The sequence below is a fragment of the Streptomyces sp. SYP-A7185 genome (genome assembly GCF_046103685.1).
Taxonomy (GTDB): domain Bacteria; phylum Actinomycetota; class Actinomycetes; order Streptomycetales; family Streptomycetaceae; genus Streptomyces.
Window position 1 is genome coordinate 1,079,084 of the sequence record NZ_CP122310.1, and the last position, 11,849, is coordinate 1,090,932.

General features: G+C 71.6%; 9 protein-coding genes. 2 read left to right on the forward strand and 7 right to left on the reverse strand.

Annotated features, from left to right (window positions below; all coding sequences use genetic code 11):
- Position 1 precedes the first annotated feature (1 nt).
- Positions 2-1,939, forward strand: a complete 1,938-nt coding sequence (locus tag QBL25_RS04620) for an SMI1/KNR4 family protein (protein WP_409055683.1) — start codon at positions 2-4, stop codon at positions 1,937-1,939.
- A 126-nt stretch (positions 1,940-2,065) separates the two neighbouring features.
- Here QBL25_RS04620 and QBL25_RS04625 read toward each other — a convergent pair whose 3' ends face one another.
- The 4 genes from QBL25_RS04625 to QBL25_RS04640 all read right to left on the reverse strand — a co-directional run bounded on the left by QBL25_RS04625 (position 2,066) and on the right by QBL25_RS04640 (position 4,717).
- A complete protein-coding gene (locus QBL25_RS04625) occupies positions 2,066-2,203 on the reverse strand; it encodes a hypothetical protein (protein ID WP_409055684.1) in 138 nt (45 codons plus the stop codon).
- A gap of 260 nt (positions 2,204-2,463) precedes the next feature.
- Positions 2,464-3,063 (reverse strand): HAAS signaling domain-containing protein, encoded by a 600-nt coding sequence (locus QBL25_RS04630; RefSeq protein ID WP_409055685.1) that lies wholly within the window; start codon positions 3,061-3,063, stop codon positions 2,464-2,466.
- The gene (locus QBL25_RS04635; RefSeq protein ID WP_409055686.1) at positions 3,060-3,434 is read right to left on the reverse strand and encodes a PadR family transcriptional regulator; all 375 of its coding nucleotides are present in this window, start codon (positions 3,432-3,434) and stop codon (positions 3,060-3,062) included. The genes QBL25_RS04630 and QBL25_RS04635 overlap by 4 nt, the downstream gene beginning before the upstream one ends.
- A gap of 221 nt (positions 3,435-3,655) precedes the next feature.
- The gene (locus tag QBL25_RS04640; protein WP_409055687.1) at positions 3,656-4,717 is read right to left on the reverse strand and encodes a hypothetical protein; all 1,062 of its coding nucleotides are present in this window, start codon (positions 4,715-4,717) and stop codon (positions 3,656-3,658) included.
- Positions 4,718-4,920: 203 nt separating this feature from the next.
- Here QBL25_RS04640 and QBL25_RS04645 point away from each other — a divergent pair, with 203 nt between their 5' ends.
- Positions 4,921-7,410 (forward strand): SpoIIE family protein phosphatase, encoded by a 2,490-nt coding sequence (locus QBL25_RS04645; RefSeq protein WP_409055688.1) that lies wholly within the window; start codon positions 4,921-4,923, stop codon positions 7,408-7,410.
- 125 nt (positions 7,411-7,535) lie between these two features.
- On the opposite strand, the gene QBL25_RS04650 is transcribed toward QBL25_RS04645, so the two are convergent.
- The 3 genes from QBL25_RS04650 to QBL25_RS04660 all read right to left on the reverse strand — a co-directional run bounded on the left by QBL25_RS04650 (position 7,536) and on the right by QBL25_RS04660 (position 11,628).
- Entirely contained in the window at positions 7,536-8,363 is an 828-nt protein-coding gene (locus QBL25_RS04650) for an aldo/keto reductase (protein WP_409055689.1), read from the reverse strand.
- Positions 8,364-8,553: 190 nt separating this feature from the next.
- Positions 8,554-9,969, reverse strand: a complete 1,416-nt coding sequence (locus tag QBL25_RS04655) for an NAD-dependent succinate-semialdehyde dehydrogenase (protein ID WP_409055690.1) — start codon at positions 9,967-9,969, stop codon at positions 8,554-8,556.
- Between the two features lie 153 nt (positions 9,970-10,122).
- Positions 10,123-11,628 carry a hypothetical protein gene (locus QBL25_RS04660; protein WP_409055691.1) on the reverse strand — a complete coding sequence of 502 codons (1,506 nt, stop codon included), beginning with the start codon at positions 11,626-11,628 and terminating at the stop codon, positions 10,123-10,125.
- Positions 11,629-11,849: the final 221 nt, after the last annotated feature.

The window sequence follows — 11,849 nt, forward strand, 5'->3', positions numbered from 1 at the left end:
CATGACGCACACCACGGCATGCGACTGGCGGTCCTTCCTGCTCCGGTGGAGCGGGGAGTGGGCGGATTCCCTGCCGGACGACGAGACGCAGTACGAGGACAACGAGGCCGCGCGGCAAGCTCGTTGGCTGGGGTTCCCGCCCGCGCCCGAGGAACGGATCGTGGCCTTGGAGAAGCGTCTGGGCGTCCGGATGCCGCCGTCGTACCGCGCGTTCCTCGAGGTCAGTGACGGCTGGCGGCATGCGGGCGGGTTCGTGTGGCTCCTCGCGGGCACCGAGGAGGCCCGCTGGCACAACGACGACTCGGGGCTCGGCGCCATGTTCGAGGAGTACATGGACGAGGACGCGGGGCCCGAGGAGCGGCGCGAGGCGGACATCTGGCGGCGCGGGCTCCAGCTCGACGTCGCGTCCGACGCCCTCTACGTCCTGATGGACCCCGAGGACGTGGACCAGGACGGTGAGTGGCCCGTGTACACGTGGGCGAGCTGGCGGGCCGCGTCGCCCCGGCGGTTCGCGAACTTCCACGACTTCATGCAGGACGTGTACCGCGAGTTCCACAGTCTGCGGGCGGGCCGGGGAGGCGGGGCGCCGGTGTTCGCCAACGCCACGACGCGCGAGCTGGACGCGCTGGTGGAGGAGGCGCGCCTGGAGGCTTTGCGGGGCGGCTGGGAGCAGGCGGCGCGGATGCTGGACGAGGCCGCGGGGTACGGCAGACCGCGGGCCGCGGGGCTCAAGGACCAGCTGAGCCGTCTGCTCGGCCAGCCCTCCGGCGGGCACTTCGGCGGGCTCGCGGTGGACCCGACGTACGCCTCCGAGCTGCTCCCGGCGCTGCTGGCCGAGCACGCGGCGCACGCGTACCGGGACGACTCCACGCTGGCGTACCAGCTGCCGGGCGCCGACGACGAACTGATGGGAATCGCCCACACCACGTTGAGCCACATGAGGAACGGCACGTACCGGTACACGGCTCCCGGCCCCTTCGGGGAAGCCGTCGAGCGGGCGCGGGAGCTGGCGCGGTGGGGGGACACGGACGGGGCCTGGCGGACGCTGCTGGGCCATCTGCGCTTCTGGGCGCCGCTGGGTCCGGATCAGCTGGCGCCGCTGGGGTGGGTGGCCGATCCCCTGCTCGGGCCGCTGCTCACGCCGGAGCGCGGGCGTGAGCTGCTGTCCACGCCGAGGGGCGGTCAGTCAGGAGCGGCGGTCGCACCGGCGGCCGGGCTCGACCCGGGCGGTCTGGCCTGGCTCGCGGAGCCGGACCCGGGCAACAACCGCACGTCCTATCGGTTCGTGCTGGTGGAGGGCGTGGAGCCCCGGGACCTGGCCGGACGCCTCACGGACGGCGAAGGCGGGGAGGGCGGGGAAGGGAGCAGCATCGGGTTGAACCCGCCGATGACCTGGTGGGATGCGCGCCGCAGGGCGCGGGAGAACCAAAAGGAGTTCTCGTCCTTCGACGACAGGGCCCTCATGGCGGTCGGCCGGGCCGGGCCCGGCTGGAGCTTCGCCTTCGACGGCGATCCCGCCCCGTTCCACCGGCAGCGGTTCGTCTCCCCCGCCGCGGCGGCCGCGGCGGGCACCCGCGCGGTGGTGGTGTGGAGCGACCTGAGGGCAGGGCACGGGCGGCCGTCCTTCCACCTTTCGGTGGCGCGAGACGGGGCCGAGCAGTACGCGTTCACTTACGCGGACGGGGAGTTGGTGCAGAGCGGGGAGATACCGCGGGCTTTGGAGCCGAGCCGGTTCTTCGGCGCCCTGGCGGACGGAACACGGCCGGACGGCGCGCATGCGGAACGGTCTCTTCTGGAGGCGGCGGCCCGGGAGTTCGGCGTATCGCTGCCGCGTCATGCCATCGCGCACGGGCGGCTGCACACGTTCCTCACCCGCTCCTGGACGCGCCCGCCCCGGGACGGCGAGACCTACGCGGTCGTCCGCATGAGCCGGGGATAGGGCCGTCCGCATGAGCTTGCCCTGTGCGGCTGCGCCCTGAAATGTGCCTGGCCGCCGCGTCGCGGCGGCCAGGAAGCGTGCGCCTACCGGGACTTCAGGTCCCCGGCGTGGTTGCGCGGGGCAGACTCAGAGCCAGCCGGGCCCGCAGGCGGAGCCGCCACACGTGCCGCGGATGGCGCGGCCCTCGACCACGACGTCCCCGACCACGATGCGCTCTTCGGCGTTGTCGACCACCTGAAGGGTGTCCTCACCCTCCATGCCCATGGCCTGAACGTGGCCAAGCGCCGGCGGAGCTGACTCTGCGTAGGCGGTACCCGCACCACCGGCGAGCGTGATGACGGCCGTGACGGCCAGAAGTCCGAGCGAACGACGCATGCGCATAGGAGGATTCCGTTCTGAGGCAGGGATGGTTCCTGGAACAGAATGGCTGCGCCCGTTCACTCTGCGTGAGCGCCTGGCGGTGTTCTGATCAAGATTCACTCGGTTGCGGATGCTCGCTCCAGGAGGTGCGGGGAGCAGCGCTTTCAGGCGCGGCGGGTCCGCCAGAGCCAGGCCGCCGTGCCCACGAGCAGGGCGAGCATCGTCAGGTTCGCCACGAGGGCCGGGGTACTGCCCTCCGGGACGGCACTGGAGGCGATCCAGACGCTGATGGCGACCGTCGGCAGAACGGCGGCGAGCAGCACGCCGGTGGTCTTCTGGACGGTGGTCCAGTGCACCGAGGTGCACAGCAGCACCGCGCCGACGACACGGAACACCGTGCTGCAGAACTGCACGGCGGGGATGTCCGGGAGGAGCATCGCGAGCAGGAAGGGGACGGTGAGCATCAGGAGCGGGACCAGCGGGTGCACCTTTCCGCGCGGGGCGGGCACGTCGGCGCCGCCCCGGGCCGGGGCCCCGGCCGCGGCGTGTCCCGACTCGGCCAGCGCCGTCGCCGCGATGGTGCGGGGGTCCCCCAGCTCCGCCAGGATCTCGCCGGTCGTGGTCTCGGGGCGCTCCGCGCGCGTCACCTCGATGTGCTCGGCGAGATCGGCCAGGAGTTCTTGGCGACGGTCGGCGGGGAGTGCGGAGGCCTCGCGCTCGACGGCCGAGAGGTAGTCGCGTATGGGATCGGCTGAGGTCTTCATGCGAGGTCTCCGGTGGGGGGGGTGGGGGCGGTCAGGAAGGCGTCGACGGCATTGCGGAATCCGGGCCAGACGCGGGTGAACTCATCGAGCGCGGCGCGGCCGCTGTCGGTGAGCGCGTAATAGCGACGCGGTGGTCCCGAGGCGGATTCCTGCCAGGTGGTGGTGACCAGGTCGTCCCGGCGGAGCCGGGAGAGGAGCGGGTAGACCGTGCCCTGACTGGTGGCCAGGGCGCCGGAGTCCTCCAGGGCGTGGAGCAGCTCCACGCCGTATCGGGGGCGGTCTCGCATCAGGGCGAGCACGCAGTACTCCAGGACGCCCTTGCGCAGCTGGGCGGCTGCCCTCGCCTGCTTGGTCGAATCACCTGGTTCCATGCGATGCAAGATACCTGGTCGCACAAGTGGCCGGGAAGGGGGGTCCTGCCGCTCTCGTGGCGGAGCCATGGCCACGCGGCCGCCGCAACGATCGGACGGGCAGGCGCCATGCGCCTGCCCGTCCGATGGAGCTTTGAAAGTGCGCCCGGGTGACCGGGCCGATGCCGCGCTCCGGCGCTCACAAGGAGCTCACAAGGAGGCGGCGCGCAGCTGCGCAGTGCTCAGCGGCAGGTCCAGACCGTCGGCACGTTGCGGCCGCCGGGGATCGTCCAGCTGCCCCCGGCGATCGTGCCGTCGTCACCGGAGGCCCGCAGTTCCAGCCCACGGTCGGGGGCGTAGCGCAGCGTGTGTCCCAGCGTCGTCTGCTGCCACACGCCGAATTCGTGCCAGCTGGGGTCGTCCGTGCGCCCGACGATCTGACCGTCGCGGTTGATGCCCCGGACGTCGTCGGCCCCCGCCACGACGCGTGGCAGGCCGTCGCGGTCCCACAGCACGCCGCGTGAGGTGTCCCCCGAGTCGTAGGAGACCTGCCCGATGACCCGGCCGTTCGCTATGCCGCGGTTGATGACGTCGTAGGCGCCGGCGGGCAGAGGCAGTTTGCGCGCCCGGCCGTCCTTCCACAGGTACGGCACCCGGCCGTCGTCGCCGTCGACCTCGACCAGCACGGTGCCGTCCTGGTCGATACCGGTGGCCGTGGCCCGCTTGCCGGCGAAGCCGGTCAGTTTCACCACGGTCCCGGGCTTGTCCGCGGGCCAGATGACCGGCCTGCGGGTCGGCTCTCCGTTGACCGTGACCTCGACGCCTCCGACGATGTCGCCGCGCGCGTTGATGCCTTCCGCCGTCGAGCTCTCGGCCCGGGGAAGCTCGGGCAGTCGCTCCATCTTGCCGCCACGCGAGTGGATGGCACTGGGATATCCGTCCGCGTCACGGTACGCATTTCCCGCGACCGTCCCGGTCACGTTCACCCCGGTGACTTCGACCCAGTTCTGGTAAGCGGGATCGGCCAGATTGCCGTAGTCGGTCAATTCTCCGTTCTTCCACAGCACCGCGCGGCCGCCCCGCGCGGAATCCGCGCCGTACGAAATCGTGCCCGCGTACCCACCGCTTCCGTCGGCCGCCTCCACGTCGCCGGTGAGGGCGCCCGTGGGCAGCGGCAGACCGGCCGGTGTCCACGCGCAGGCCGCTGGTCCGGCGGCCACCGCGGTGGGTGCGACGACCCCGGCCATCGCCGCCGTCAATAACGCCGGAAGCAGCGCGCGGCCCACACCATTCGTACGTCTCATCGTTCTCCCCGGTTTGCGATGTCTGTTGCCGGACCACTGTGGAGGTGGGGCTGAGGCGTAAGCAACGTCTTTCATTCCTGCGTGAAATGTCTCCGCCGCCCGGTCGCCGGAGGGTCACGGTTCCGTTGAGTGGGCGTACCGCGGTTGTGCCGGGCCCGGGGACGGCGGATTCTGTAGGGGATGAACGGGGCTGGTGTGGCGGCATGACGGCGTTGAACGCGGAGCAAGGTGCTGATTTTCGTGGGCCCCTCGATGTCACCAGGGCGGCCACGGCGGTCGTCGACGCCCAGGACACGGTCATCGGCTGGAGTCCCGCCGCCGAGCGGCTCCTGGGATATCAGCCGCAGGAGATCGTGGGACGGCCCCTGGACTCCTTCCTCTCGCCCGGGCCGACGCCCTCCTTCGTCCCGCTGCCTCCCGAGTTCCGGGGCAACCAGCTCCATGTGGCCCAGCACCGGGACGGGCACGAGCTGGTCGTCGCCACCGCGATGTGCCCCCTGCCCGGCGCGGGCGCGGCGGCGCGCGTCCTGGTCGCGACGGAGCTGAAGGATCTGCGGCTGTGGGAATCCCGGCAGGCCCTGTTGAAGGGCCTCGCCACGCAGTCGCCCGTCGGCCTGGGCATCTACGACACCGATCTGCGCCTGAGCTGGTGCAACGCGGCGTACGAACGCGAGATAGGGCGGCCGTTCGCCGAGTTCCGGGGGCTTCGGGCCGACCAGCTGTACTCCGGTGGGACATTCGTGTCCAAGGGGCATCCGCCCACGCTCGAAGCGGTCATGCGCCACGTGCTCGAGACCGGCGAGCCCTTCCTGGACCTGCACTTCAAGGGAAAGCCGCCCAGCGACCCGGAGACGGACCACCTCTGGTCCTGCGCCTACTACCGGCTCCAGGACGCCGACGGGCGCGTCATCGGGGTGTGCGAGGACGCGTTCGACATCACCGATCGCTACAAGGCCCAGCAGCGCCTGGCCCTGCTGGTCGAGGCGGGCCGCGGCATCGGGACCGCCCTCGACGTGCGGGTCACCGCCGAGAAGATCACCGAGGTCGCGGTACCGGACTTCGCCACCACCGTGACCGTCGACCTGGCCGCGGCGGTGCTGGAAGGCGAGGCGCCGGCCACCAGCGGCGCGGCGGCGACTTCTCTGGTGCGGGTCGCGCGCTGCTCGGCCGAGGAAGCCGAGCGGGCGGAGCCGGGGGGACGGCTTTCGCGCTGCGGACCCGCCGCTGCTGACGGGTCTGGCGGGATGGGCGGGTCCGATGGGACCGACGGGCAGGACGAGACCGACAGGGCCGCTGATCGCCGTCGCGCCGCTCCCCCGGCCCCCGTGGAGTACCCGCCCGGCTCGCCGCAGTACCGCAGCCTTTCCTCGGGCGGTCTCGTGCTCGACGACACGGCCCTGGTCGTGCCGTTGCGGGCCGGGAACAACACTCTTGGCCTCGTCACCTTCGTCCGTGACAGCGGCTCGGCCTTCGACAGCGGCGAGGTGGCCCTGGCCGACGAGCTGGTCGCCCGTACGGCCGTGTCCATCGACAACGCCCGCCGCTTCACCCGCGAGCGCACCGCGTCGCTCGCCCTCCAGCGCCAGTTGCTGCCGCGGCACGTGCCGGAGCAGTCAGCGGTCGAGCTGGCCCACCGCTACCTGCCCACGGACGACGTGACGGGGGTCGGCGGCGACTGGTTCGACGTCATCCCGCTGTCCGGCACCCGTGTCGGACTCGTGGTCGGGGACGTGGTCGGCCACGGCCTCCAGGCCGCCGCCACCATGGGCCGGCTGCGGACGACGGTGCGTGCCTTCGCCCAGATGGACATGGACCCCGTCGAGCTGCTCTCCCGGCTCGACGACCTGGTGGCCCAGTCGGCCGAGGAGCAGCGCAGCGAACTGGGCACGCCCGACGGGACCTACGCCGACGTGACCACCGGGGCGACCTGCCTCTACGCGGTCTACGACCCGGTGTCGCGGCGCTGCGTCATGGCCCGGGCCGGACATCTGCCGCCGGCGGTGGTGACCCCGGACGGGCAACCGACGTTCCCGGATCTGCCGGCCGGCCCGCCCCTGGGGCTGGGCGGGCTGCCGTTCGAGTCATTGGAGATCGAGCTGCCGGTGGGCAGCCTGCTCGCTCTGTTCACCGACGGTCTGGTCGAGGCGCGGGACCGCGACATCGACCACGGGCTCGACACCCTGGCCGAGGTGCTCAGCAACCGGCGCGCGTCGCTCGAGGAGCTGTGCGACCGGGCCGTGGCGCAGCTGCTGCCCAGTGGCTCGACGGCCGACGACACCGCCCTGCTGCTCGTCCGTACCCGCGAACTGGACGCCTCGCAGGTCACCGAGTGGGAACTGCCCGCGGAACCGGTCGCTCCCGGGCGCGCCCGGGAGCTGGCCACCCAGCAGCTGCACGACTGGGGCCTGGAGGACCTGGTCTTCGCGACGGAGCTCGTCGTCAGCGAGCTGGTGACCAACGCGGTCCGATACGCCGAGGGGCCGATCCAACTGCGCCTCATCCGTGACCGCACCCTGCTGTGCGAAGTCGCGGACAGAGGCCACACCTCCCCCCACCTGCGCCACAGCGGCGACGAGGACGAAGGGGGCCGCGGCCTGTTCATCGTCGCGCAACTGGTCCAGCGCTGGGGCACGCGCTACACCCGCTCCGGCAAAACCATCTGGACCGAACAGGCTTTCCCCGCCTCGGGGTGATGGCCTCGACCCCGACTCCGACTCCGACTTGAGACCGGGGAGTTGGAGACAGGCAGAGGGCGCCTGGCGCGGCCTTGGCCCGTCAGGCGCCCTGTGCGTGTTTCGGCCGGCTGCTCGCTCCGTGCTCAGCCGTTGAAGGTTTCCGGGTCCGGGCCGGTGCGCTCGTCGCGGTTCAGGGCGGAGATCTCACCGATGTCGCCCTCGCTGAGCTCGAAGTCGAAGAGGTCGAAGTTCTCCTCGATGCGCTTTTGGGTCACCGACTTGGGGAAGACGATGTCGCCGCGCTGGATGTGCCAGCGCAGGGTCACCTGGGCGGGCGTCTTGCCCACGCGCTGCGCGATGCGGTTGATCGTCGGGTCGTCGAGCACCTTGCCCTGCGCGATGGGCGACCAGGCCTCGGTGGCGATGTCGTGCTCGGCGCCGAAGGCCCTGACGTCGTCCTGGGTGAGGTACGGGTGCACCTCGATCTGGTTGACCGCGGGGACCACGTCGCTGCCCTGGAGCAGCCGGCGCAGGTGGTGCGGCTGGAAGTTGGAGACGCCGATGGCCTTGGACCGTCCCGAGCGGTAGATCTCCTCCAGGGCCTTCCAGGTCTCCACGAAGTCGCCCTTGCCGGGTAGCGGCCAGTGGATCAGGAAGAGGTCCAGGTAGTCGAGGCCGAGGTCCTCCATCGTGCGGTCGAACGCCTTGAGGGCGTCGTCGTGCGCGTGGGCGTCGTTGTTGAGCTTGCTGGTCACGAAGATGTCGGCGCGGTCGATGCCGGAGTCACGGACCGCCTGGCCGACCTCCTTCTCATTGCCGTACATCTCGGCGGTGTCGATGTGGCGGTAGCCGGCCTCCAGCGCGGCCAGCGTCGTCTCCTTCGTCTCCTCCGGCTCGATCTGGAAGGTGCCGAAGCCGAGCTGGGGAATCTGCACGGCGTTGTTGAGGGTGATGGTGGGTACTGCGGTCACGGTGGCTCCTTGCGTCGCTGGTTTCGCGGGCATTCATCTGTGGGTGAAGGGGGCCGAGGGGGGCTCTGCCGGTGCGGATCCCTGTTGGTGCGAAGGGCTGTCTGCCACTACGCCTCTCCGCTCACTCGGCCGCAAAACACACGTATGGTCAGTGTTTGTCCCGCCGGGGGCGTCCGCGGCGGGACAGCGTTCAGCCGGCGATCCCCCGCAGCTCCGCGTCGGGCGGCAGGACCCGGACCAGCTTGCGGTTCACGAACTCCTGCATGCCGAGCTTCGAGAGCTCCCGCCCGTAGCCGGAGCGCTTGATGCCGCCGAACGGCAGGTCGGGCTGGGTCGAGGTCGGGTGGTTCACCCAGACCATGCCGGTCTCCACGCGCTCGGCCACCCGGCGGCCCCGCTCCACGTCCGCGCAGAACACGGATCCGCCGAGCCCGTACTGGCTGTCGTTGGCCAGGGCGATGGCCTCGTCCTCGTCGGCCACGCGGTAGACGACCGCGGCGGGCCCGAAGAGCTCCTCGGCGTAGGCGCGCATCCCCGGCTTGACGCCGGTGATGATCGTGGGCTCGACGAAGGCACCCGGACGGTCGATCCGGTGGCCGCCGGTGACCAGTTCCGCGCCCTGGCCCACCGTCTCGCGGATCTGGTCGGCCAGGTCCGCCGCGGCCCGCTCGGAGGAGAGCGGGCCCAGGGTGGTCGCCTCGTCCGCGGGGTCGCCCGGCCGCAGCTCCTCGAACTTGCGGCGCAGGCCCTCGACGAAGTCGTCGTACACGTCCTCCAGGACGATGAACCGCTTCGAGGCCACGCAGCTCTGGCCGGTGTTCGCCAACCGTCCCGCGGCCGCGGCGCCGATCGTGCGCTCCAGATTCTCGCCGTCCAGGACGATGAAGACGTCGCTGCCGCCGAGCTCCAGGAGGCTGGGCTTCATGTTCCGCCCGGCTCGCTCGGCGACCTGGGCCCCCGCCTTTTCGCTGCCGGTCAGGGAGGCACCGCGGACCACCGGGCTGTCGATGATCCGCGAGATCTCCTCGTGGCTCACGAACAGGTTCGTGTAGACGCCCTCGGGGGCCTGCGCGTCGCGGAAGAGCGTCTCCAGGGCGAGCGCGGACTGCGGGCAGATGCCGGCGTGCTTGACCAGGACGGTGTTGCCGAGCACGAGGTTCGGCCCGGCGAAGCGGACCACCTGGTAGAGCGGGAAGTTCCAGGGCATGACGCCCAGCAGGACGCCGAGGGGCTCGTTGACGAGGTACGCCTCGCCCTCGTCGACGTCGAGCGGCTCGGCGGCGGCGAAGTCCGGCCCGTTGTGCGCGTAGTACTCCAGGATCGACGCGGCGAGGTCCACCTCTCCGCGGGCCTCGGAGATGAGCTTGCCCATCTCCAGGGTGATGAGCTGAGCCAGCTCCTCCTTGCGGTCCTTCATCAGGCCGGCCGCGCGCCCGACGAGGGCGGCGCGCTCCTCGATCGGGCGCTGTCGCCACGCGTCGAAGGCCCGGCCCGCCGTCTCCAGCGTGGCGTCGACTTCTTCGCCCTCGATGACCGGGAACTCCACGAGGGTCTCCCCCGTGTACGGGCTCACGGTCGCAAACGAACTCTTGCGCTGATCTGACATGAACTCTCCAGAGCGACGGATGAGGGCAATGAGGGCATCGGGCGGAACGTGGCGTTCCGACCCCATCCCGGGGTACCCGACCTCGCGAAGCGCAAACAGTTCATATGCCAAAAAGGGCGCGTAAGGACCTTCGCCGAGAACAAGCGGCGCAGGTCACCGGCCACCGCCCGCCCGCGCCGCGGGACCCACATGGAGGCGCAGGTCGCCGAACCGACGCGAGGGCCAGTCACGCGCGTACGCCGGTGTCCGCTCCCCTTCGGTGGTGAGGGTGGCCGTCGGTGTCCGCCGCGCGGTCCGGAGGAAGTCCTCCCGGGTGGTGCTGGCGTTGTGCCCCTGGATCTGGGCGGAGGAGCACCCGGCGTAGAAGGCGATCGGCAGCGCCTCGTGCCCGTTCAGCACGCAGGGCGGCCGCACGCCGAGCCGGTGCAGCTCGGCCGCCGTGCGGGCCCACGCCTGGCGGCCCGCGGTCGAGCGGGCCACGGTGTCCTCCAGGACCACGTACTGCACGGCCAGATGCCCGGCGAAGGCGAGCGCCGCCAGCGTCACCGCCACCGGCCGCCAGGCCCGGCGCACGCCGGTGACCAGATGGACGAGGGCGTCGGCGACGGGGAGGGCGGCGAGCGCGTAGAAGGGCAGCAGGAAGCGCGGCGCGGCGTATCCGATCATGAACAGGTACGGGATGCCCGCCGTCGTGGCGCAGGCCAGCGGCAGGAGCGTGCGCGCGGTGCGCCGGCCCTTGACCGCGACGGCGAGGCCCACGGCGGCGAGCAGCGGCACCGCGAACCACCACGCGACCAGCCCCGGGTTGGGCAGCGGGCTGTCGCACGGGCGGCACAGGGTCTGGCCGCCCAGGCCGCGCAGCTGGTCCAGGACGGCGACGTTCCAGCCGAGGCCGCCCTGGATGCGGGAGGCGTCGTCCAGGCGCGCACCCAGACCGCCGAAGCTGACGTACGCCTCGACCACCCAGCCCACGGCTCCCGATCCGAGCCCCGCGACGAGGGCCGCGAGGAGGCGCGGCCGCCGCCACCGGCGTCCGCAGACCAGCAGCACGAGGAGCGGGAGGACCACCCATACGGCGTCGGTGGGCCGCATCCACGCCAGCAGCGCCGCACTCGCGCCCGCACCCCACAGCGCCGCCCGGTCGCGGTGGTCGGCCTGGACGCGCAGGACGCAGCCGACAGCGGCCAGGGCACCGATCGCGACCCAGTAGTTGGGCATGACCTCCGGGCCGTAGAACAGGGTCACCCAGAGCGTCGAGAACAGGACGCCCGCCAGGACCACCACCCGTTCGGGGAAGAGCCCCCGCCATACGCGCAGCGCAAGGAAGAGGCCGAGGCCGGACAGGACGGCCAGATACACCCGCAGGAGCGAGGTGGACGACGACCAGGAGGCGATCGGCGCGACCAGCAGGGAGATCCCCCGGGAGCGGGGCGCGCTGAAGAACGCCGCCGGGGTGTCGCCGCTGACCTGGCTGACGTACACCGCCTCGTCCCAGCCGAGCCCCATTCCGGGCCGCACGAGGACCAGTTGGGCCACCGTGAAGGCCACCGCCACGGCGGCGAGCCAGGCGTGGCCCGCGGTGCGTCGCGGGATGCGGACGGCCGGGGTCGGACCCCGGCTCTCCAGTCCGACGAGCGGGGCACTCAAGGTCTTGACCATCGCCTGCCTTCCCCCCTACCAGCAGCAGGGCTCTTCTTCCGGCCCACGGAGGGCAGGACGAAAGACGTAAATAGGAAAAACGTGGTCAAGCTAACCCGGGATGCCGGGACGCGCAGCACGGAGATCCGCCAAGGGGAGGACGGTGAGGGCGGGCCCAGGGCAGGGCGGGCAGGAGAAAAGGCGCCCGACGCGGACCTTCGACCCGTCAGGCGCCTTTCGGT